Source organism: Streptomyces sp. NPDC020875 (genome assembly GCF_040641415.1).
Classification (GTDB): Bacteria; Actinomycetota; Actinomycetes; order Streptomycetales; family Streptomycetaceae; genus Streptomyces.
This window is the reverse complement of record NZ_JBFADP010000056.1, coordinates 1-22,071: the sequence shown is the minus strand read 5'-3', so window position 1 is coordinate 22,071 and position 22,071 is coordinate 1. Positions and strand designations below refer to the sequence as shown.

Genomic DNA, 22,071 nt, shown 5'->3' with positions numbered 1-22,071 from the left:
TGGAGGAACCTGATGGCAGTAGGCACGTACTTCCCCGGCCGCGGCACCATGATTGAGCGGTCGTTCCTCAAGGGCGTCGCCGAAGGGCAGGAAAAGGGCCTCGCCGAGGGGCGCGCCGCAGGGCAGGCCGCAGAGCGTTCCCGGCTGATTCTCAGCGTCCTGGAGAAGCGCGACATCCCCACCACCGACGACCACCGCGCCCGGATCGCCGACTGCACCGACCTCGATGTGCTCGACCGCTGGTGGGACCGAGTACTCACCGTCGACAGTGCCGAGGAGTTGTTCATCGAGGGGGGCGACGAGGCCCGGGGCTGAGCGCCCCGCCGAAGACGAGAACGCCACGCCGGTCGCGGACCGGCGTGGCGTTCTCGTGTCCGGGGCTCACACCTCCGGGTCACCCGGGTCGCCGGAAAGGGGGGCGGTAGGGCAACCTCGTCGCACGATAATCCGTCTAGATGATCGCGGGACCGGTCCGACCAGCCTCTTCCGCCCATCCCTGATCGAAGTCACGAGTACGCCCACGGGGGCAGCCCGCCCGCTGCCGGGAGCGGACGGAGCCAAGACGCATGCATATGCCACCTACCCCTGTCCCGGCCCGGCGGCCGCGTCGGCGTACGGTGGTCGGCGCGTTGACGGCGCTGGCCGGGTTGGGGGCGGGGGCCGCCGCCTGTACCGTGCCGGCGAGCCCCGATTCCGTACCGACGGCCGATCCCGCGCCCGGAATGCCGATAGCGGGGACCCGGCGGGCGCTGCTGATGCAGATCCTGGCCCACCCGGACGACGATCTGTACTTCATGAACCCCGACACCCAGCGGTCCCTGGCCGCCGGTACCCCGCTGGTCTGCGTCTATGTCACCGCGGGCGAGCACAACGGGATCAATGTCGTACCGGGTTCGGAGGAGGAGCCCGTCGCCGACCGGCCCGGCTACTCCTCCGCCCGGCACCAGGGGCTGCGGCAGGCGTACGCCACCCTGCTCGGCCTCGACAAGTTCACCCCGTGGCACCGGGACGTCCTCACGCTCAGCGGCGACCGGCGGGCCGAGATCGACACCCTGTCCCACGCCGGGCGCCGGGTCGAGCTGATCTTCCTCAATCTCCCGATGCACACCCGGCGCCGCCGCAACGCGCTGCCCGGGCTCTGGAAGGACCGGGGCGGGATCGGCGTACAGACCGTGGTGGCGAAGGACTCGCCGCTGCGGCACAGCTCCCCGTACACCTATGACGGGCTGATCGACGTCCTCGTGGGGCTGCTGGAGCGGTACCGGCCGACCGTGGTGCAGACCCTCGACCCGGACCCCGACATCCAGCACAGCGACGAGCGGACCCGGCGCAAGGACTCCGAACAGCCCGGCTACTCGGACCACGGCGACCATACCGCCGCCGCCTGCTTCAGCTGGGCCGCGATGATCCGGTGGGTACGGGACACCACCCGGCGCGGCGAGCCGGTGCCGGGGTTCGTGACGACCGCGTTCCGCGGCTACTACAACCGGCACTGGCCGAAGAACCTGCCGCCCGAGGTGCTGCGGACCAAGGCGTCCCATCTGGTGCCCTACGGCGGCGACCCGGAGTGGGACTGCGGCAATCCGTCGGGCTGCGGGGACTACGCCGTCGGCGGCGTCCGGCCGCTGCGGAACCGGAAGGGCTGGGTGCGCTCCACCCACCACCGCTACCCGGGCCCCCGCCCGGTCGCCGTGGCCGACCGGAACGGGCGGCTCACCGCCTACGGGGTCCTCGGGCTGCGCGCGGTCCGCTGGCACGAGACCGCGCCAGGCAGCGGTGTCTGGCAGGACCCGGCCGATCTCGGCGGCGGCCCGCTCGCCCCGGCGCTCGGGCACACCGTTCTGCCCGACGGGCGGCTGCTGCTGTTCGGGCTGCGTTTCACCGCGATCGGCGGCCGGCATGCCGAGAACCGGCGGGAGATCGTGCTGCTGGAGCAGCGGGCGGCGGGCGGCGGGTTCCGCGCCTGGGACGGGCTCGGCGCCCCCGAGCCCACCGCCGACCGGAGCCGCCGGATCGGCGTCCCCACGGCTGTGACCGGCGGCGACGGCCGGGTCCATGTCTTCGTCCGGAACGCCGCCAAGGGGGTCAGTACCCGGGTCCGGGCCGTCGACGGGAGCTGGAGCGGCTGGCACGACCTCGGCGGCTCGGAGATCCAGGACGGGCTGTCGGCGATCGCCGACGGCCGGGGCCGGGTCCATCTCTTCGCGGCGGCCCGGGAGGGCGTACGCCACTGGTCGCAGGACCGGGTCGGCGGCCCGGTGGCCCTCCGCGCGGACGGCGACGCGCTGCCGACGCCCGGTGACGAGGTGACGGCCGTACCGCTGCCGGACGGCCGGATCGAGCTGTACTACCGCAGGCCCGCGTCGGGACGGCTGGTCGCCGTGACCGTCGGCGGCGCGACGGCGGGTACGGGCTCCGCGGCGGCGACCGCCACCCGGATCGCGCCCCCGGTGCGGGCCGTACCGGCGATGGAGGGGTACGGCCCGGTCGGCGCGGCCTCCGTCGGCGGCGCCCCGGTCCTGGTGGGCCGGGATCTGCGGGGACGGATACAGCTGACGGGACGCGGCGGCGGCGTACGGCGGCCGGGCTCCCTGGACTCACCGGTCCTGGTGGCGGCGGGCGGTACGGTCGCGGCGGTCGGGCTGGACACGGCGGCCCGGCCGTGGGTGATGCGCCCGGTGGGCGGTGGCACCGTACGGGCGGCCGAAGCGAGGCGGTAGCCGACGGCGGCCGACGGCCCGAGACCTCCGGGAGCGCCGGGAACGACGAAGAGGCCCCGCACCTTTCAGTGCGGGGCCTCTCGCGGTGCTCGTTACGGAGCAACCAGGTCAGACCGCGAAATTACTTCGTGATCTTGACGACCTGGCCGGCGCCCACGGTCCGGCCACCCTCACGGATGGCGAACTTCAGGCCCTCCTCCATGGCGACGGGCTGGATCAGCTCGACGGTCATGGTGGTGTTGTCGCCCGGCATGACCATCTCGGTGCCCTCGGGGAGGGTCACGACGCCGGTCACGTCCGTGGTACGGAAGTAGAACTGCGGGCGGTAGTTGTTGAAGAACGGGGTGTGACGGCCACCCTCGTCCTTCGACAGGATGTACGCCTGCGCCTCGAACTCCGTGTGCGGGGTGACCGAGCCCGGCTTGATGATGACCTGGCCGCGCTCGACGTCCTCGCGCTTGATGCCACGGAGGAGCAGACCGACGTTCTCACCGGCCTGGCCCTCGTCGAGCAGCTTGCGGAACATCTCGATGCCGGTGACCGTGGTGGTGGTCTTCTCGGTCTTGATGCCGATGATGTCGACGGTCTCGTTGACCTTGAGGACACCACGCTCGATACGACCGGTGACGACGGTGCCACGACCGGTGATCGTGAAGACGTCCTCGATCGGCATCAGGAACGGCTTGTCGACGTCACGCTCGGGCTGCGGGATGGCCTCGTCGACGGCGTTCATCAGGTTGAGTACGGACTCGCCCCACTCGGCGTCGCCCTCGAGCGCCTTCAGCGCCGAGACCTTGACGACCGGGACGTCGTCGCCCGGGAACTCGTACTCGGTGAGGAGCTCACGGACCTCGAGCTCGACGAGCTCCAGGATCTCCTCGTCGTCCACCATGTCGGCCTTGTTCAGGGCGACGACGATGTACGGAACGCCGACCTGGCGGGCCAGGAGCACGTGCTCCTTGGTCTGCGGCATCGGGCCGTCGGTGGCGGCGACCACGAGGATGGCGCCGTCCATCTGCGCGGCACCCGTGATCATGTTCTTGATGTAGTCAGCGTGACCCGGGCAGTCGACGTGCGCGTAGTGACGCGACTCCGTCTGGTACTCGACGTGCGCGATGGAGATGGTGATACCGCGCTGGCGCTCTTCGGGAGCCTTGTCGATCTGGTCGAAGGCCGAGGCCTCGTTCAGGTCCGGGTACTTGTCGTGCAGCACCTTGGTAATGGCGGCCGTGAGGGTCGTCTTACCGTGGTCGATGTGACCGATGGTGCCGATGTTGACGTGCGGCTTAGTCCGCTCGAACTTCGCCTTCGCCACTGGGGTCCTCCTGGGGAGTGGTTCTGTACGCCTTACTCATCGGCGCCAGGTGATCTTTGCTGGGATGCCGGGGCCAGGGGCACTTCCCACCGGTTCGGCGGGAAATGCCCCCATAGGCTCCGGGAACAAGCCTAAAGCGTGTACTCGGGTGAGTTACTCGCCCTTGGCCTTCGCGATGATCTCCTCGGCGACGTTCCGGGGAACCTCGGCGTAGGAGTCGAACTGCATCGAGTAGCTCGCGCGACCCGACGTCTTGCTGCGGAGGTCGCCGACGTAGCCGAACATCTCCGAGAGCGGCACCAGGCCCTTGACGACCCGGGCGCCGGCCCGCTCCTCCATGGCCTGGATCTGGCCACGGCGGGAGTTGATGTCGCCGATGACGTCACCCATGTAGTCCTCGGGCGTGGTGACCTCTACGGCCATCATCGGCTCGAGCAGTACGGGGCTGGCCTTGCGCGCGGCCTCCTTGAAGGCCTGCGAACCGGCGATCTTGAAGGCGAGCTCGGAGGAGTCGACCTCGTGGTAGCCACCGTCGATGAGCGTGACGCGGACGCCAGTCATCTCGTAGCCGGCCAGGATGCCGAACTGCATGGCCTCCTGCGCACCCGCGTCCACCGAGGGGATGTACTCCTTGGGGATGCGGCCACCGGTGACCTTGTTCACGAACTCGTACGAGGCGTCGCCGCCCTCGATCGGCTCGATCGCGATCTGCACCTTGGCGAACTGACCGGTACCACCGGTCTGCTTCTTGTGGGTGTAGTCCACGCGCTCGACGGCCTTGCGGATCGTCTCGCGGTACGCGACCTGGGGCTTGCCGACGTTGGCCTCGACCTTGAACTCGCGGCGCATCCGGTCGACCAGCACCTCGAGGTGAAGCTCGCCCATACCGCCGATGACGGTCTGGCCGGTCTCCTCGTTGGTGTGGACCTGGAAGGAGGGGTCCTCCTCCGCGAGCCGCTGGATGGCGACACCCAGCTTCTCCTGGTCGCCCTTGGACTTGGGCTCGATGGCGACCTCGATGACCGGCGCCGGGAAGTCCATGGACTCCAGGATGACCGGGTTCTTCTCGTCCGCCAGCGTCTCACCGGTGGTGGTCTGCTTCAGGCCCATGACGGCGACGATGTCGCCCGCGCCCACCGACTCGATCTCCTCACGCTTGTTGGCGTGCATGCGGTAGATCTTGCCGATGCGCTCCTTGCGGCCCTTCACGGAGTTCAGCACCGCGGTGCCGGACTCCAGACGGCCGGAGTAGACGCGCACGAAGGTGAGCTTGCCGAGGTGCGGGTCGCTCATGATCTTGAACGCCAGCGCCGACAGCGGCTCGTCGTCCGACGGCTTGCGCGTGACGACCTTCTCCGCGTCCTTGACGTCGTGGCCCTCGATGGCCTCGACGTCCAGGGGGGAGGGGAGGTAGCGCACAACCGCGTCGAGCAGGGGCTGGACGCCCTTGTTCTTGAACGCGGTACCGCAGAACACGGGGGTGACCGTGACGCCCTCGGACTTGCCGGAGGCGATGGTGATCCGACGGATCGCCGCGTAGAGCTGCTCCACGGTGGGCTCCTGGCCCTCCAGGTACAGCTCCATCAGCTCTTCGTCGTTCTCGGCGACGGTCTCCAGCAGCTTGCCGCGGTACTCCTCGGCAGCCTCGGTGTGGGTGGCCGGGATGTCGACGATGTCGTACATCTCACCCTTGGTCGCCTCGGCGGACCAGACGAACGCCTTCATGGTGACGAGGTCGACGACACCCTTGAAGTCGGCCTCGGCGCCGATCGGCAGCTGCATCACGATCGGCGTCGCGCCGAGGCGGTCGCTGATCATGTCGACGCAGCGGTGGAACTCGGCACCGGTGCGGTCGAGCTTGTTGACGAAGCAGATACGCGGCACGCCGTAGCGGTCCGCCTGACGCCAGACGGTCTCGGACTGCGGCTCGACACCGGCGACACCGTCGAAGACGGTCACGGCGCCGTCGAGGACGCGGAGCGACCGCTCCACCTCGACGGTGAAGTCGACGTGACCCGGGGTGTCGATGATGTTGATCGTGTGATCGACGTCCTCGAGCGGCCAGTGACAGGTCGTCGCGGCGGACGTGATGGTGATGCCGCGCTCCTGCTCCTGCTCCATCCAGTCCATCGTGGCAGCGCCGTCGTGGACCTCACCGATCTTGTAGCTCACACCGGTGTAAAACAGGATGCGCTCGGTGGTCGTCGTCTTGCCCGCGTCGATGTGGGCCATGATCCCAATGTTGCGGACCTTGGCCAGGTCAAGCGAAGTGGTGGCCATATGGCTCAGTCTTCTCTCGGTCTCGATGGGGGTAGCGACTACCAGCGGTAGTGCGCGAAGGCCTTGTTGGACTCGGCCATCTTGTGCGTGTCCTCACGCTTCTTGACCGAAGCGCCGAGGCCGTTGGAGGCGTCCAGCAGCTCGTTCATGAGGCGCTCGGTCATGGTCTTCTCGCGGCGGGCGCGGGAGTAACCCACGACCCAGCGGAGCGCGAGGGTGGAGGCGCGGCCCGGCTTGACCTCGATCGGCACCTGGTAGGTGGCGCCACCGACGCGGCGGGACTTGACCTCGAGAGACGGCTTGACGTTCTCGAGCGCGCGCTTCAGCGTGATGACCGGGTCGGCGCCGGTCTTCTCACGAAGACCCTCCATGGCGCCGTAGACGATCCGCTCGGCGGTGGAACGCTTGCCGTTCAGCAGGATCTTGTTGATGAGCGACGTCACCAGAGGAGAGCCGTAGACCGGGTCGATGATGACCGGGCGCTTCGGGGCGGGGCCCTTACGAGGCATTCTTACTTCTCCTTCTTGGCGCCGTAGCGGCTGCGGGCCTGCTTGCGGTTCTTGACACCCTGGGTGTCAAGGGAGCCGCGGATGATCTTGTAACGAACACCCGGCAGGTCCTTCACACGGCCACCACGCACGAGCACGATGGAGTGCTCCTGCAGGTTGTGTCCCTCACCCGGGATGTAGGCCGTGACCTCGATGCCAGAGGTCAGACGCACACGCGCGACCTTGCGCAGGGCCGAGTTCGGCTTCTTCGGGGTGGTCGTGAACACACGCGTGCAGACGCCGCGGCGCTGGGGCGAACCCTCGAGTGCGGGCGTCTTGTTCTTCTCGACCTTGTCCTGCCGGCCCTTACGGACCAGCTGCTGGATCGTAGGCACTACTTCTCCGGTTTCTGTGTGCCGTTCGTGAAACTAACCTGGAACGTCACCGACCCACGCGGTCGGGTGTGTCGAATACTGCGGGGCTCTCCGCGAAGCGGGGATGGCGCAGATTGCGGTGGCCGTTCAGTGGACTCGTATGCGGCTGAGGACACGCACAAGAGCCCAGGCACACCCCAGGCACAAGGTCTGAGCGTACCTATCGCACGGACTTGGGTCAAAACAAATGCCCACGCGGAGCGCGGCCCGGCCGAGCCCCCGGAACGGCCCGTTCGGGCGGCGGTACGGCTCCGGGCCGGGCGGGGACCGGGGCCGGAGCCGGGTACGGGGCGGGTCGGCGCCGGGTACGGGCCGGGCGTAGGCATATGACCGATAGGCCGGATATACGGCTCCGGGCGGGTCGGGGCCGGGCGGTGCGGGCCTGCTCCGTACGGGACGGACGGCGGTGTACGGACTGTACGGGACGTACGGGCTGTACACGGAGGGGGCGGGCCGGGCCGGGCGGATCGTATCGGCGCTTCATACGGGCGGCCCGGGTCCGGGTCCGGGCCAGCCTCCTCCGGCTCCGGCTCCGGCTCCGGCTCCGGGTCCGGGTCCGGGTCAGCCGACGTGGTCGTCCGGGGCGCCGCCGGGGGTGTCGTCCGTACGGCCCCCCTGGTCGCGCGGCGGGCGGCGGGGCGCCGGAAGCTGGGGAATGGTCGGCACCTTCGATTTGCGGCTCTTGACCCCGAAGGCCGGGCGCGGCTGCGCCGACCCCGGCCCCTCGTCGCCCTCGGCCGCCGACCCGGTCCGGGCGGCCGGGCCGTCCGGGGCGGCGACCGGAGGTGACGAGAGGTCGCCGCCGTCAGCGCCCTCGGGCGGCCGGCGCCGGGTCGCCTCGTCGCCCGGGTACGGCCCGGACCGCTCCCGGGACGCGGACGCGTGCGGGTCACGGGCGTCACGGGAACGGCGGGACTCAGGGGAATCGGGGGAGTCGCGGCGGGCGCGCGGGGCGCCGGGGTCGTGGGGCTCGTAGGGGAAGGGGATGACCGCCGCCCGGCCGGGCGTACGGTCCACCAGCCGCAGCGGCCGGGCGGCGGCCAGGGCCTCCTCCAGCGCCGGGCCGTACTCGTCCGAGGCGTCCCGCCAGCCCTTGGCGTACGCCTCGATCTCGCGCCGGTCCAGCTCCTCGCGGAGCAGGACGGCGATCTCGGCGGGAGCGTGGCCTTCGAGCAGCCGTCCGACTAAGGCCAGCAGCTCGGGCAGGCCGTCGGCGGGCGGCTCGCCGGGCAGGGCGGCGCCGTCTGAGTGCCGGGGGGACGACGGGGCCGTCGGCGTACGGGGTGCCCTCACCTCGCCCGCCGACCCCTCGTACTCGGACATACGCGCCCCCAGCCCCGTCCTTCACCGACCACCCGCTCGCGCGCCGTCCGACGTGAACGCCCCCGGCGACACCCCTGGGCCGTTTCCGCCTCGTACGGCGGACGGCCTGCGCGGATATGGGGGAACAGGCGGTGCCAGTTTACTGATGGCGCCGTTTCCGGCGGTGGCCCGGCAGGGGTGCTTACGCCCCCGGGGGACGGGCCGACGGCGTCCGGCGGACCACCGGACGGTACAGACGGAGCGGACGGGCGGGGACGGGCGAAAACAGGCAGGGACGGGCAAGCGGCCGGGTGCCGCCCCGGGGCCGCGCGCCAAGCCATGGCGCCGGGCCCGGTGTCGGGCCCGGCCCGGGGACGGCCCGGGGACGGCTTCCGGGTTGCGGTCAGTCCTGGGCGAGGGGTGCGCGGCGGCGGGCCGTCGCGGGCGGCAGAAACTGTCCCGCCACCCGGATGAACATCTCCCGCTGATCGGGTGGCACGCCCAGCCCGGCGGCGGCCTCCTCCAGCGTCAGCCGGCGCTGCTCCGCCCCGTCCCCGGCGCCCGACTCCGGTGACTGCGGCAGCGGCAGGTCCTCCTCGGTGAGACGGCCCGAGCGGATCAGCATGTCCCTGACCGGTACGTCGAGCACATGGGCGAGGCGGCGGGTGGTCTCCAGATCGGGCATCGACTGCCGCTGGAGCAGCCGGGTGATCGCGGCGCGGTGCACCCCGGCCTCGTCGGCCAGCCGGGATTTCCCGCCGCCACGCGGGCTGTCGATGTCGTATCCGCGGCGGCGGATGAGGTCTTCGATCCAGGTGGCGAACTGTTCCAGGCCACTGGCAGTCATTCGGGTCGCCTCCCTCCGAAGCGGGCCTCAGGATATCGCGCTTGCGCGCAAGGAATTACGTGATTGCGCACCCGGTCACCCCGGCGCCACCGGGTGGCAGCCCACCGCCACCCTCGAAGTTAGTTGCGCGTGCGCTCGCAACGTGTCACGGTGCGAGAGCGAACCGACCTGCCCCAGGCTCAGGAGGCGCCCCTATGGCCGTACCCGATTCGCCCGCTTCCCCGCGTTGGCGCACCGCCGCCGCCTGTGCGGGACTGCCCCCGGAAATCATCTTCGCCCGGCGGGAGAAAGAGGCCCGACCTGCACTGGAAGCCTGTCACCGGTGTCCGGTGGCCCGGCGCTGCGAGGAGTCGGTGGCCCCGGCCGAGAGCTACTTCGACGGCGTCAGCGGCGGACGGCTGTGGCGCAACGGCCGGCTGGTACGACTCCGCGGCGAATATGTTGCGCGCCCGATCGATACCTCCGACTTCGACGCCGTGATCGTGGCGTAGGCGGACTCTGTGAAGCGCGCATTCACTCCTCCTTACCCAGGCGTACGCCGACTCAACACATCCGGCGCACGGGTCGTACACGCCGTCGCCGATCCGTGCGCGTCGCCCCGGCCCCGGCGGGCCGGGCGGTGTCCGCACCGAGGACCCGGCCGGAGCGCGGCCGTCGGAACATCCGCACCGCACGCACCGCACGCACAGGAGGCACCGTTGAACCCGGCCACCCAGGACGCGGCACTCTGGATCGAGACGCTCCACCGCCGATTCCCCGAGCTGCTCACCGAACTGGCCCCCCGCCACCGCTCCCCCGGGTCGGGCGGCGGCACGGGACGTACCGCGCGCGGCGGACCGTCCGCACCGCTGCGGTTCCATGTCTCGGACGCCGTACGCGACATCACCGACGGGGTCGTCGAGCTGGACGAGGCCGTCCACGACCGGCTCCGCCTCGGCCGCCCCCGGCACGCCCCCGTACCGCACCGGCTGACCCGGATAGCCGGGCTGCTCGGCGAGGTCGACGCCCACTCCGACCTGGCCGAACACGTCCGCGACGAGGCCCGGCGGATGACGGGCCGCTGCGGGCGGGCCCTCGGCGACCCCGAGCCGGTGATCAGGATCGACGGCCGCTGCCCGTGGTGCGACTCGGTCTCCCTGCGGGCCTTCCCGGAGCGGCGCGCGGTGCTCTGCGTCAACCCGGCCTGCCGCTGCGGTACGGCGGACTGCCCGTGCGCGACGGAGACGGCCCACCGCCACACCTGGTACCCGGAGGACGGTACGACTCCGCCCGGCACGGACCCCGGCGCGATCACGGCGGCGATGGACGCGGCGGCGGAAGGCGCCCGCCGATGAGGGCCGCGCCCGCCCTTGGGGCCGGGGCCGCCCCGGACGGCCCGCTGATCACCGGCGCGCTGGCGGCGACGGAGGCGGGCGTCGCGCCCGCGACCATCCGCAAGTGGGTCCAGCTGGGCCATCTGACCCCGGCGGCCCGCCGGGGCCGGGCCGGGCTCTACCGGCTGGCGGACGTCTTCGCGGCGGAGCGGGCCGCGCGGGGCGAGGGCCTCCGGGAGCGGAGGCGACCGGCCCGGAGCTGATCCGCCATCCGCGCGCCACGGTCCGCGCGCCACGGTCCACCGACGCCGGTCGCGCGGCCTCCGGAAGTACGCGTCCCACAGGGGCGGTCATCCCTCACCGGATGGCCGCCCTTTCGCATTCTTCCGTGCGCCCTCGCGCGAACTGGTTGCGCACTCGCGCGATAGCAATCACAATAGGTGCAGCGGCGGAGCTGTGCCCGCATCCCTCCGGATCCCTCCCGGGCACGGCCCCGCCGCGTTTCCACGCCGGTTCTCCCTCCCTCTCTCCGGCGGGGCCCGCGCGGATCCGCGCCGTCCCGGGACCGGCCCGGCCGCCCGCGTACGCAGAGGAGATCTCCCGATGACCACTCCCCCGCCCTCACCGCTTCCGACGTCCTTCCCCGACGTCGAGGAGATCGTCGTCAAGCTGCTCCAGGAAGCGCAGAGCAAGCTGGGCGCGGACGTCCATATCGGGCAGTCCCCGCCCGCCGGGTTCAACGGCACCCAGCCCGCGGTCCTCGTCTCCCGGCGCGGCGGCGCCTGGCTCGAAGACCTCCATGTCGACCAGCCGCTCATCGAGCTGGAGGTGTACGGCCCCACGAAGGCGGCGGCGCACATCCTGGCCAACAAGGCGCGCGGGGCCCTGCTCCCCCTCCGGGGCCGGACGTTCGCCCCCGCCCAGCCCGCGCCCCCCGGCAGCATCACCACGGTCGTCACCGATGTGGTGGAGCTGGACGGGCCGCGCTGGCAGCCGGACTTCATCCACGCGGGCGCCAACCGCTACGAAAGCGTGCTCCGCTTCGTCCTCCGGGTCTACTGACCCGCCCCCTCCTCCGGCGGCCCCGAGCCGCCGCCACGGACCGGCCCCGCCCTCCCTCCAGGACGGGGCCTTCGCCGTATCCACGGCGATCCGCCCCGGGCCGGCCCGCCGGAACTCCGACTCCGGTACGCCGGTACCCCGGTCCGGCCCGGGGCGCCCACCCCCGCACCACCCACACCCAAGGAGCCCTCAATGGCAGGCAACTCGTCCGAGATCCGCGTCGCCGGTACCGGCCGCGTCCTCGTCGGCGCGGTCGGCGCGGCGGCGCCCACCACCTTCTCCGCCAACCCCGCGGCCGACTGGAGCGCCGCGTGGACGGACCTCGGCTACACCACCACCGACGGGGTGACCTTCGCCAAGAAGGACAAGCTGGACCCGGTGGAGACCTGGCAGGCGATCAGCCCGGCCCGGTTCGTCTACTCGGATCGTGATCTGACCCTGAAGTTCGCGATGCTCCAGTTCAACGAGAACACCCTGCCCTTCTTCATCGGCGGGTCGAAGGGTGACGTCAAGCCGGTCGGTACCAACACCGGGGTCTACAGCATCGACATCCCGGACGGCCCGACCTTCGACGAGCGGGCTCTGGGCCTGGAATTCACCGACGGGAAGGACATCACCTACCGCTTCGTCATCCCCCGCGGCCAGGTGACCGCCGCCGACGACGTGAAGCTGGCCCGCAAGTCGGCCGCGTCGCTGGGCGTCACCTTCACCGCCCTCTCCCCGGGTACGACGTCGCCACTGGCCACCTTCTACATGAAGGACCCGGCCTACGCGTCGCCGCCCGTCACCCCGTAACACCCCTCCGGGCGGGGCCGGTCCCTCTCACGGGTCCGGCCCCGCCCGGTATTCCGCCGCGTCCCGATCACCCCGATCCAGGAGAACCTCATGGCTCACTCGGCCAACTTCGACATCAACGCCGCCCGGGCTCAGCGCCAGGAGGCGCACGGCCGCACCTGGTCCTTCCACCTCGACGGCGACACCTTCGAACTCCCCACCGAGATCAGCCGGGCGACCGCCAAGGCGCTGCGGAAGCTGGAGGACAACGACGTCGACGGACTGCTCGCCCTGCTGATGGGCGAAGAGCAGTTCGCCGGCTTCGCGGAGCACGACGTCACCATGCAGGACATCGCCGCCGTCCTCGACGCCTACGGCCAGGAGACCGGGCTCGGCGTGGGGGAAGACTGAGCCTCGACGCGTTCGTCGAAGAACACGCCGAGGCGCTCGAAGCCGATCTGCTGCGGTACTACCGCGCGGATCTTCTCGACTGGCACCGGGGCTCGATGTCGTCCCGTCGGCTCCGGGTGCTGATCAAACATCTCCCGCCGGGCAGCGCGGTGAACCGGGAGGTCGACGGAGAGTCGGCGGAGTGGTCCGTGACGGACTATCTGCTGGCCGCCGTCGTCGACCATCTGGCAGTCGCCAACTGGATGTTCACCTCCGTCCACTCCGACGAACCGCCGGACCCTCCGGAGCCGGTCACCCGCCCGGGGCTCCCCGGAGAGCACGAGGACGCGGACGACCACGCGCCCGGTGGCCCCGGGGCGCCGACGGGGGATGTGAGCCCGCCCGACCCGGCCGAGTTGGCCCGGTTCTTCAGCTGACCCGCGAGGAGTGGTCGTGACAGGTGCAAAGGACCCCAGCGTCGAACAGCAGATCGCCAGCCTCAGGACCTTGCTGGAGCAGCAAATTGCGAAAAAAGCAGACAAGGCGGCGACAGAATTCCTCACCGTCGATCAGGTCCGCAAGGAGGCGCTGAAGGACGGCGACCCGCTGGCCACCGAGAAGTGGGTGAAGGCCCAGGCGGGCGAACCGGCCGGGGGCGGCGGCGGGGGCGGCGGAACGCAGATCGGTCCGTTCAATATCAGCCCCGAGATGGTCAAGGCCCAGCCCGATGTGTTCCTGCTCGCCCTCGGCCTGGTGCTCGTCAAGATGGACCTGGCGATCTTCGACCTCTCGGAGAAGGTCAACAACATCGTGCGCAGACCGATCTACGGAGCGGGGAACAGGGTCCGCCGCTGGCTGCACGGTGTCCCGGACCCTGACCCGGCCCCGGCCCCGGAGTCCGGCGCGGACCCGGCCCCGCAGCCGAGACGACGCTTCTACCAGCTGCGGCAGGCCCAGGCGGGCTCGATGCGGGCCCGGATCGGCCTCTCCCCGGACGACGAGGAACGCGCCTGGCGCACCCCCATGGACCAGGCGCAACGCGAGATGGATCTGCTCGGCAGACGTATCGCGGCACTCGAAGGCGACCGGCCGGGCGCGCCGCGGAACACCCCGGGCGCGGGCGGCGGAGGCAACCGGAGCGGGGACGGCCAGGGCACGACCGGCCAGCAGCGCCGAGCCCCCGGCAACGCCGGTACCACCGCGCGGCCCGGGGCGGGGGGTCAGCCCGTCGCCGCCCCGAACCTGCGCCCCCTCACCCAGGACGTGAACAACCTCACCCAGGCCGTCGACGGACGTTGACCCGACCCCGGAAACGGAGAACGAAGGAGACTCCCGATGTCTCTGGTCAGAGCACTCAACAATGCCAATGGCTCCCTCAAAACGCTCAAGGACCGGTCCGACAGCGCCGGGCGCGCCGCCAACGGACTCAAGAACGGCGCGCAGAACAGCGAAGGCGGGGTCAAGAAGCTCAAGGACGCGGCCAAGGGGGCCGCGTCCGAGCTGAGGACCCTGCGGCGGAACGCGGACAGTGCCGAGAAGGCGGTGGCCAAGGCCGGGCGGTCGGGGCAGACCGGCGGTACCAGTATCGGCAAGTTCAAAGGCGGCGCGGACAACGCCAAGCGGGGCATGGACGGACTCAACAAGTCCATGAAGGGCAATATCTTCACCCGGCTGCTCGAACTCTTCATGCCGCTCATCGAGAAGGTCGTCGAGATGGCGACCCAGTCGAAGACCCTGCGGCGGGTCGTGAAGACGGCCTTCGACGCCGTCAAGAAGGCCATCGAGACGGTCTGGAAAAAGGTCGGCCCGGTCATCAAGGACTTCGGCGCCCTGATCAAGCGGATCTTCGACAAGGCCCGGGAGAAGGTCTCGGACATCGTCGGAAAGATCAGGAAGTACGTCAAGGACGGCTTCGAGGCGGTCAAGAAGCGGATCGAGGGCCCGCTGCGAACGGCCCGGAACACCGTCAAGGACATCTGGGGCAAGATCAAGGGCTATATCAAGCCCGTCGCCGACTTCATCCAGAAGGTCCCGAAGGTGTTCACGCACGTCAAGGACGAGCTGGGCAAGAAGTGGGGCAAGCTGAAGGACATCGCGAGCGATACCTTCGGCAAGATCAAGGACAAGGTCAAGGCCCCGATCAACAGCGTCATCGATATCATCAACGGCGCGATCGGCAAGATCAATTCCATTGACTTCAAGGTGCCGAACTGGGTGCCGGGTATCGGCGGCAAGGGCCTCCCCGATATCCCCAGGATCGGCAAGCTGGCCGAGGGCGGACTGGTCGCGCCCCGGGCCGGCGGCGTTCCGGCGATCATCGCGGAGGCCGGTGAGGCCGAAGCCGTACTGCCGCTCTCCAAGCTGAACCGGCTGCTGCGGCACACGGCGTTGCGGGCCCGGGCCCAGTCGGGCGCGGGCGCGGGTCCCGGGTTCCATATCGAGCACTACCACGCGGCGCCCACCAGTGACCCCCGGGCCACGGCGAAGGCGCTGATGTTCCTGGTCAAGGCGCGCGGATGAGTACGATCGCCGCCTCCCGCGCGCTGAATCCGCTGGCCGGGGTCGCCGGTCCGATGAGCACCCTGCGGTCCCGGCACGACGGGGCGGTGGGGGCCGTCCGGAACGCCGTGCGGCAGGTCGGCGGGGCGCGCGGCGCGGCCGACCGGATCAGGGCCGCGGCCCGGGACGCGGGTACGGCGCTGGCCGGGCTGCGGGACGGTTCGACCCCCGCGCTCGCCCCGATCCGGGCGGTCGGCCGGAACTCCGGTATCGCGGCCGGTCAGATCGCCAAGGCCCGTGATTCGTCCCGTTCGTCGGGCCGGGCCGCCAAGCGGCTCGCCGACGGCGGTGGGGCCTTCGACCGGCTCGTCGGCCCGCTCGGCACGGCCATCGGGCTGGCCTCGCCCCTGCTGACGACCCTCGGGATCGGGCTGACCGGGGGCGCGGTCGCGATGGCCGCGATCACGGTCGCCATGCAGGCCAACCCGTTCGGCGGGGCCGCCGCGATCGCGGTCACCGTGATCGGTCTGCTGGTGGACTTCGCGCTCAACACCGAGACGGGTCAGCGCCTGGTCAAGAAGGGGTTCGACAAGCTCCGCGAGGGCTTCGACTGGATCAAGAAGAAGGTCTTCCCGGTGATCTCGAAGGCCCGGGAGGCGGTCGAGACGGGGATCCGCTTCGTCCGGGACCGGATCGTCGACCCCGTGAAGTCGATCGGCACCACGGTCAGGAACGCCTTCGCCGCCGCCCGCGACGGCATCAAGAAGGCGCTGACGAACTTCACCAAGCTCGTCAGGGACCCGTGGAACGGCATCAAGGCGGTCGTCGACCCGGCCGCCCGGTGGATCCGGGACAAGATCCCGCCGTTCTTCGACCGGGTCAAGGACGCCACCGGCGATCTGCTGCGGGGGATCGCCGACGGAATCGCCCTCGGCTTCCAGGGCTTCACCGGCTTCGTGCACGCCCCCGCCCGGTTCGTCGAATGGCTGATCGAGAAATGGGAGGCCATCGACTTCAAGAAGCTGTTCGACCCGAAGTCGATCGGCAAGAAGATCGTCTCCTTCCTGGCGGAGGGCGGCCTGGTCAGCCCGCCGCACGGCACGCTCCCCGGTTCGATCACCCCGCTCGGGGACGTCGCCGGGCTGCGGGCGGCCGAGCCCGACGCCCGGTCGTCACGTACCGTACGGCGGCTCCGCCGGGTGGAGTCCTTCCACGAGCCGGCCGGAGCCACGGCCCATGACATCGCCGAGGACCTGCTCTTCCTCACCCGCGCGGCCTAGTGCTGTGACCGGAAACGTTCACCGGCCCGCGACGCCCGGCACGGCACTTCGCCGCGTTGTCGGACCACGCAAGTACGTCCAGTACGAGCCGTGGACCTCCGCCTTGCGACGCACCGCACCGAACGCCGCGGGCCCACGGCAAACCTTTCCGGTCACAGCACTGGCGCCAAACCGGCCCCGGCCGCGTACGAAGCACGCCGTACTCCCCGACCCCGCGACGCGCCCTCGCCCCGCGCCGGGACCGGCCCGCCGCGCCCCGGCCCGTACCGCCGACTTCGCCCCAGGAGGTGACGGCCCCATGGCCACACCCGCCCCGCCCATCACAGCCGACATCGAAATCGCCCCCGCCTCACGGATCACCCTCGACGGGCAGATCCAGTGGGGCGGACTGCTGCTCGGCCCCGGTACCCCGTACGAGATCGACCGGCAGGGCCTGACCGGCTGGGAGGACCTGCCGGACGCCGACACCACCGACGCCGACCGGCCCACCACGCACGGCGCCTGGCCCGGAGCGCAGTACGCCCGGCCGCGCCGGATCACCGGCCAGGTCTGGGTACTGCCCGCACCCGGTACGGACCCCGCCCTCACCCTGCGCGAGCTGCGCCGGGCCCTCGCCCTCGCCGACGCGCAGCAGTGGCTCGCGGTCCGGATCCACGGCGAGACCCTGGCGGTACGGGCCCGGCTCGTCCAGCGCGTACTGCCCGCCGACCGGTCCCTGGTGGCCCAGGGCGTCGGCCGGGTCACCCTCCAGTGGCTGGCCACCGATCCACGCCGGTACGCCGTCGAGGCCCGGCGGCTGGTGACCGGCGCGCCCCGGCCCGGGACCGGGCTGGCCTGGCCGCTGACCTGGCCCCTGGTCTGGGGGCTGCCGACCGTCAACGGCGATCTGGCCGTGGACAACGACGGCAGCGCCCCCGCCCACCCCCGGATCACCTTCCGCGGCCCCTGCTCCCAGCCCGTGGTCGTCAACCGCACCACCGGACGGCGGCTGCGCTACCTCATCGACCTGGGCGCCAACGACGAACTCGCCGTCGACACCGCCGACGGCTCGGTCACCCTCAACGGCACCGCGTCCCGCCGCCACACCGCCGCGCCCGACAGCACCCCCGAGGAGCTGTTCACCCTGGAGCCCGGCGTCAACGACCTCGCCTTCCGGCCGCGTACGGCCGCGCCCGAGGCGACCCTCGCCGTGAACTGGCGCAGCGCCGAATGGTGACCACGCCCCCGGCCCTCCCATAACTCCCATCGCGAACCTCCGAGGAGCACCCCATGACCATTCGCAGCGTCTGGCACGCCCCCACCGGGCAGACCCAGCAGGACACCCGGCTCGCCACTTCCCTGCTGCTCACCCCCACCGGTGAGCTGACCTCCCGGGGCGGGGTCGTCCCCGGCGGTCTCGAACTCCGCGGCGCCAGCGCCCTCCAGTGCACGATCCAGCCGGGCCGGGCCGTCGTCCAGACCGCGTCTCTCCAGGGCGCCTACATGGTCGCGGTGACCGAGGTGGAGACCGTCACCATCGCCCCGGGCACCCCCGGGGGCGACCGCAAGGACCTGATCGTGCTGGCGATCGAGGACAGCGCCTTCGACGGGGGCGCCACCAACCAGGCCGTGATCCGGGTGATCCAGGGCGCGGAGTCGGCCACCGCGCCGGTCGAACCGCAGACCCCGCCCAACGCCCTGCCGCTCTATGTGGTCAACGTCCCCAAGAGCGCCGGGTCGGTCAACTGGGGCAGCGGCGTGGAGAACCGCCGCTACCCGACCGCGGCGCTCGGCGGCATCGTGCCCACCCACGGCTTCCGGGGCCAGTACCGGGGCCAGTACCGGGACACCGGCGAGCGGCTGGAGCGGTTCGACGGCACCGACTGGTTCGCCTACCCCCGGGTCCCGGTCTGGCAGGACTGGCGGCCGACCTGGACCGCGACCGCCGGAACCGCGCCGAACTACGGCAACGCGAACGTGGAGGGCCGTTACGTCCAGATCGCGTCCACCGTCCACTTCAACTTCCGGATCACCTTCGGCACCACCACCACCTTCGGCAGCGGCAACAACTCCAACTGGCGGTTCAGCCTGCCGGTGACGGCGGCCCGGACCCTTCACTGCGCGGGCTACGGCGATGTGAACCAGGCCGAGGACCAGGTCCCGACCCCGGCGGACCGGGCCAACGCCCGGATCCGGATCGCCACCGTCAACGTCTTCGAACTGCACATCAGCTCCGCCAAGGCACGTGCCGGCGTCCACTCCTTCGTCGGTATCGCCGACCGCAGCTACCCGTGGACCTGGAAGCCCACTGACTACATCGTCGGCAGCGGCACCTACGAGGCGGCGGTCACCCTATGACGGCCGTCAGCCCCTACCGGGTGCTGTTCTGCGATCTCCGTACCGACCGGCCCATCGACTCGCTCCCCCTGCGGGACGTCCAGGTCGACGACTACATCGGCCGCTCCGGATCGCTCACCGGCACCCTGTCGATCCCCGACGCCCGGACCGCCGAGCGCGCCCGGGCGATCGAGGACGGCCGGACCGCCGTCTATCTGGAACGCGGCGGCGACCTGTGGTGGGGCGGCATCCTGTGGACGTCGACCCTCAGCGCCGACGACAAGGGCGTGATGTCCCTCGCCGTCCAGGCCGCGACCTTCGACTCGTACCCGGCCCGGCGCCGGATCCGCCGGGACTTCGTCCACACCGCGCCCCAGGACGAACTCCTCCTCGTCCGGCAGCTGTGGAGCTATCTCCAGGAGACGGCGGGCGGCGATATCGGCGTCGCGATCGGCGACGAACTGTCCGGGGAGACCGCCGAGGTCGTCTGGCGGGACGGCGACGAGATCGTCGCCGACGAGGCCATCCGGGAACTCGCCGACGCCGAGAACGGCTTCGAGCACTACATCGAGGTCAGCCGCGACCCGGACACCGGCACCCGGACGAAACGGCTCCGGCTGCGCTCGCCCCGGATCCTGCACGAGGGCGACGATCTCGTCCTCGACCGGCCCGGCTCGATCCTCACCTACTCCTTCCCCCGGGACGCCACCCGGGGCGGCACCCACGCCCGGGCCCGGGGCGCCACCCGGGAGACCACCTCCCCCAACCAGGAGGGCCGCCCGATCGTCTCGCCGGAGGTCGTGGCCCACCGGCTGATCGAGGGCGGCTACCCCCGGATCGACCTCAGCTCGGACCATCCGCAGGTGAAGAACCCGATCCGGCTCTTCCGGCTGGCCAGGGCCCAGCTCGCGAAGGCCCACGGGGTGGTCACCGTGCCCGAGGTGACCGTACGGCTGGACGAGCGGATCCCGGTACCGCCGCAGCTGATCGGCCGGTCGGTCCGGCTGCGGATCACCGACGAATGGCACCCCGCCGGGCTCGACCAGCGGTTCCGCGTGGTCGGGGTGAAGATCACCCCACCCCAGCGGGGCCGCCCCGAGACCGCCGAACTCTTTCTGGAGGCGCTCTGATGCCCGCCCTACCCGAAGACCTCATCGACCTCATCCACGATCTGCGCCGCCGACTGGACCGGGTGTCCCTGGCGGCCGTCACCCGCCCGGCCCAGGGCGCCGTCACCGGCGCCCTGACCATGACGGACGCCGGGCGGCTCAGTGTCCGCGACGGTACGGACACCGAGCTGATCACCCTGGGAGCCATCGGGGTCAACGCCGACGGCAGCCGGCAGCAGGGCGTGCTGTTCCGCCGGGACGACGGCACCCTCGCCCTCGGTCTGTACGGCTCCGGGGACGGCGGCCAGTCCCTGAACGTCCAGGACCGGGCCGGGGCCGTGGTCGTCGCCGACGACGCCGCCGGGGCCGGGCTCGCCCGGCCGTACATCCCGATCCCCCTCTATCCGGCGCCCGCCGCGATCACCTCCGCGGACTGGACCCGGGTACTCCAGGGCGGCATGTATCTCCAGCACCCCCGGATCTCGGTCGGTGTCTGGGTCCAGGCCGACCCCGGCACCACCGTCGAGGCCCGGGTCCGCTATCTCGCCGCCGACGGTACGACGGCCCGGCTCGGCCAGGTGGTGACCGCCACCGGTACCGCCTTCACCGAGGAGGTGACCGCCCTCCACGGGAGCCCCGGCTACAGCTGGAGCAATCTCCATGTCGAGGGCCGGGTCACGGCCGGTACGGGCCGGGCCGCGGTGGGCGTGCTGTACGCGGAGGGCCGCCAGTCATGAGCCTGCCACCCCGCCGTCCCCGGGACTCCGGGCCACGACCCGAAGCCGCCGAAACCACCCACGTACCGCCCGGTGGCGAGCTGCGGCTGCCACCGGCCCCCGAGCCGCAGCCCGCCCCGGTACCCGGTGACCACTGAGAGCGCGGCCGAGCGGCGCGCCGCGCGAGACCGCCTTCCGCCGACGTAAGGACAACCCATGGCCACCCCACTCACCGCCGCCCGGCTGCTCGCCGCCCTGCGCGCCGAGGGCGTCACGGTCGTCGAGCGCCCCGGCTGGCGCACCCACAACCGTGATCACACCGGCCCCTGGGGGCCCGTCAACGGAGTGATGATCCATCACACCGTCAGCTCCGGTACGGCATCCACGGTCGCCCTCTGCTCCCGGGGCCGTCCCGACCTGCCCGGTCCCCTCTGCCACGGGGTGATCGCCAAGGACGGCACCGTCCATCTGGTCGGCCACGGCCGGGCCAACCACGCGGGCGGCGGCGACCCGGACGTCCTGCGCGCGGTGGCGGCCGAGCGGTACGGCACCCGGCCGCCGCCCACGAACGAGCACCAGGGCAGCCCGGGCGCCGTCGACGGCAACCGTCACTTCTACGGCTTCGAGTGCGTCAACCTCGGCGACGGCGAGGACCCCTGGCCCGCCGCCCAGACCGAGGCGATCGTCCGGGCCTCGGCCGCGCTCTGCCGGGCCCACGGCTGGAGCGCCAAGAGCGTCATCGGCCATCTGGAGTGGTCGAACCGGAAGCCGGACCCCCGCGGATTCACCATGCCCGACCTGCGGACCTCGATCGCCCGCCGCCTCGGCGAACGGCCCCCCGGCCGACCCGTGGACCCGCCCGCCACCGGACCGGGCACCCCGCGCCACCACCCCTTCCCCGGTACGGCCTTCTTCCGGTCCGGCCCCAGCTCCCCGGTGATCACCGCCATGGGGCGGCGGCTGGTCGCCGAGGGGTGTTCCGAGTACGCGGTGGGCCCCGGGCCCCGCTGGAGCGACGCGGACCGGCGGTCGTACGCCCGCTGGCAGCGCAAGCTCGGCTACCGGGGTTCGGACGCCGACGGCTGGCCGGGCCACGCCTCCTGGCAGGCCCTCAAAGTCCCCTACACCGGGTAGGGCGTGTTGCGAAAGTCCCGCCTGGCCCGCGACGCCCGGCACGCACACTCTCCCCCGTAGCCCTTCGGACACGGGGGTGCCCCCAGCGTTGT

The 22,071-nt window shown here is 71.5% G+C and carries 24 protein-coding genes; 18 read left to right on the top strand and 6 right to left on the bottom strand.

The window, feature by feature from the left end:
- The first annotated feature begins 12 nt into the window (after positions 1-12).
- Together AB0G74_RS27445 and AB0G74_RS27440 are read left to right on the top strand one after the other, a co-directional pair.
- Entirely contained in the window at positions 13-315 is a 303-nt protein-coding gene (locus tag AB0G74_RS27445) for a hypothetical protein (protein WP_361151314.1), read from the top strand.
- A 257-nt stretch (positions 316-572) separates the two neighbouring features.
- Positions 573-2,720 carry a PIG-L family deacetylase gene (locus AB0G74_RS27440; RefSeq protein ID WP_361151375.1) on the top strand — a complete coding sequence of 716 codons (2,148 nt, stop codon included), beginning with the start codon at positions 573-575 and terminating at the stop codon, positions 2,718-2,720.
- Positions 2,721-2,841: 121 nt separating this feature from the next.
- On the opposite strand, the gene tuf is transcribed toward AB0G74_RS27440, so the two are convergent.
- The 6 genes from tuf to AB0G74_RS27410 all read right to left on the bottom strand — a co-directional run bounded on the left by tuf (position 2,842) and on the right by AB0G74_RS27410 (position 9,386).
- Positions 2,842-4,035, bottom strand: a complete 1,194-nt coding sequence (gene tuf, locus AB0G74_RS27435) for an elongation factor Tu (RefSeq protein ID WP_361151312.1) — start codon at positions 4,033-4,035, stop codon at positions 2,842-2,844.
- Positions 4,036-4,188: 153 nt separating this feature from the next.
- Positions 4,189-6,315: an elongation factor G gene (gene fusA, locus AB0G74_RS27430; RefSeq protein WP_361151310.1), complete on the bottom strand. Its 2,127-nt coding sequence runs from the start codon at positions 6,313-6,315 to the stop codon at positions 4,189-4,191.
- 38 nt (positions 6,316-6,353) lie between these two features.
- Positions 6,354-6,824 (bottom strand): 30S ribosomal protein S7, encoded by a 471-nt coding sequence (gene rpsG / locus AB0G74_RS27425; RefSeq protein ID WP_006347241.1) that lies wholly within the window; start codon positions 6,822-6,824, stop codon positions 6,354-6,356.
- A 2-nt stretch (positions 6,825-6,826) separates the two neighbouring features.
- Positions 6,827-7,198 (bottom strand): 30S ribosomal protein S12, encoded by a 372-nt coding sequence (gene rpsL, locus AB0G74_RS27420; RefSeq protein WP_003948652.1) that lies wholly within the window; start codon positions 7,196-7,198, stop codon positions 6,827-6,829.
- A gap of 600 nt (positions 7,199-7,798) precedes the next feature.
- Entirely contained in the window at positions 7,799-8,560 is a 762-nt protein-coding gene (locus AB0G74_RS27415) for a hypothetical protein (RefSeq protein WP_361151307.1), read from the bottom strand.
- A gap of 382 nt (positions 8,561-8,942) precedes the next feature.
- On the bottom strand, positions 8,943-9,386 hold the full coding sequence (locus AB0G74_RS27410) for a helix-turn-helix transcriptional regulator (RefSeq protein WP_361151305.1): 444 nt from the start codon (positions 9,384-9,386) through the stop codon (positions 8,943-8,945).
- A 194-nt stretch (positions 9,387-9,580) separates the two neighbouring features.
- Between AB0G74_RS27410 and AB0G74_RS27405 the strand changes: the two genes are divergently transcribed.
- The 16 genes from AB0G74_RS27405 to AB0G74_RS27330 all read left to right on the top strand — a co-directional run bounded on the left by AB0G74_RS27405 (position 9,581) and on the right by AB0G74_RS27330 (position 21,979).
- Positions 9,581-9,877 carry a WhiB family transcriptional regulator gene (locus tag AB0G74_RS27405; RefSeq protein WP_361151302.1) on the top strand — a complete coding sequence of 99 codons (297 nt, stop codon included), beginning with the start codon at positions 9,581-9,583 and terminating at the stop codon, positions 9,875-9,877.
- Positions 9,878-10,084: 207 nt separating this feature from the next.
- Positions 10,085-10,720 (top strand): hypothetical protein, encoded by a 636-nt coding sequence (locus tag AB0G74_RS27400; RefSeq protein WP_361151300.1) that lies wholly within the window; start codon positions 10,085-10,087, stop codon positions 10,718-10,720.
- Positions 10,717-10,962, top strand: a complete 246-nt coding sequence (locus AB0G74_RS27395; protein ID WP_361151298.1) for a MerR family transcriptional regulator — start codon at positions 10,717-10,719, stop codon at positions 10,960-10,962. The genes AB0G74_RS27400 and AB0G74_RS27395 overlap by 4 nt, the downstream gene beginning before the upstream one ends.
- A gap of 340 nt (positions 10,963-11,302) precedes the next feature.
- Positions 11,303-11,761 carry a hypothetical protein gene (locus AB0G74_RS27390; protein ID WP_361151294.1) on the top strand — a complete coding sequence of 153 codons (459 nt, stop codon included), beginning with the start codon at positions 11,303-11,305 and terminating at the stop codon, positions 11,759-11,761.
- Positions 11,762-11,953: 192 nt separating this feature from the next.
- Entirely contained in the window at positions 11,954-12,556 is a 603-nt protein-coding gene (locus AB0G74_RS27385; RefSeq protein WP_361151291.1) for a phage tail protein, read from the top strand.
- Between the two features lie 90 nt (positions 12,557-12,646).
- Positions 12,647-12,946 (top strand): hypothetical protein, encoded by a 300-nt coding sequence (locus tag AB0G74_RS27380; protein ID WP_361151289.1) that lies wholly within the window; start codon positions 12,647-12,649, stop codon positions 12,944-12,946.
- A 95-nt stretch (positions 12,947-13,041) separates the two neighbouring features.
- Complete coding sequence (locus AB0G74_RS27375; protein ID WP_361151287.1) at positions 13,042-13,362, top strand: hypothetical protein; 321 nt, start codon at positions 13,042-13,044, stop codon at positions 13,360-13,362.
- Between the two features lie 16 nt (positions 13,363-13,378).
- Positions 13,379-14,224 carry a hypothetical protein gene (locus AB0G74_RS27370; protein WP_361151284.1) on the top strand — a complete coding sequence of 282 codons (846 nt, stop codon included), beginning with the start codon at positions 13,379-13,381 and terminating at the stop codon, positions 14,222-14,224.
- Between the two features lie 36 nt (positions 14,225-14,260).
- Positions 14,261-15,445 (top strand): phage tail protein, encoded by a 1,185-nt coding sequence (locus AB0G74_RS27365; RefSeq protein ID WP_361151282.1) that lies wholly within the window; start codon positions 14,261-14,263, stop codon positions 15,443-15,445.
- Entirely contained in the window at positions 15,442-16,704 is a 1,263-nt protein-coding gene (locus AB0G74_RS27360) for a hypothetical protein (RefSeq protein WP_361151280.1), read from the top strand. The genes AB0G74_RS27365 and AB0G74_RS27360 overlap by 4 nt, the downstream gene beginning before the upstream one ends.
- A gap of 298 nt (positions 16,705-17,002) precedes the next feature.
- Positions 17,003-17,920 carry a phage tail protein gene (locus AB0G74_RS27355; RefSeq protein WP_361151278.1) on the top strand — a complete coding sequence of 306 codons (918 nt, stop codon included), beginning with the start codon at positions 17,003-17,005 and terminating at the stop codon, positions 17,918-17,920.
- Between the two features lie 53 nt (positions 17,921-17,973).
- A complete protein-coding gene (locus AB0G74_RS27350) occupies positions 17,974-19,041 on the top strand; it encodes a hypothetical protein (RefSeq protein WP_361151275.1) in 1,068 nt (355 codons plus the stop codon).
- Positions 19,038-20,150 carry a hypothetical protein gene (locus AB0G74_RS27345; protein WP_361151272.1) on the top strand — a complete coding sequence of 371 codons (1,113 nt, stop codon included), beginning with the start codon at positions 19,038-19,040 and terminating at the stop codon, positions 20,148-20,150. The genes AB0G74_RS27350 and AB0G74_RS27345 overlap by 4 nt, the downstream gene beginning before the upstream one ends.
- Positions 20,150-20,866 (top strand): hypothetical protein, encoded by a 717-nt coding sequence (locus tag AB0G74_RS27340; protein WP_361151269.1) that lies wholly within the window; start codon positions 20,150-20,152, stop codon positions 20,864-20,866. Before AB0G74_RS27345 ends, AB0G74_RS27340 begins: the two co-directional genes overlap by 1 nt.
- A complete protein-coding gene (locus tag AB0G74_RS27335; RefSeq protein WP_361151267.1) occupies positions 20,863-21,003 on the top strand; it encodes a hypothetical protein in 141 nt (46 codons plus the stop codon). Before AB0G74_RS27340 ends, AB0G74_RS27335 begins: the two co-directional genes overlap by 4 nt.
- Before the next feature lie 58 nt (positions 21,004-21,061).
- Complete coding sequence (locus AB0G74_RS27330) at positions 21,062-21,979, top strand: peptidoglycan-binding protein (protein WP_361151264.1); 918 nt, start codon at positions 21,062-21,064, stop codon at positions 21,977-21,979.
- The last annotated feature ends 92 nt before the right edge of the window (positions 21,980-22,071 follow it).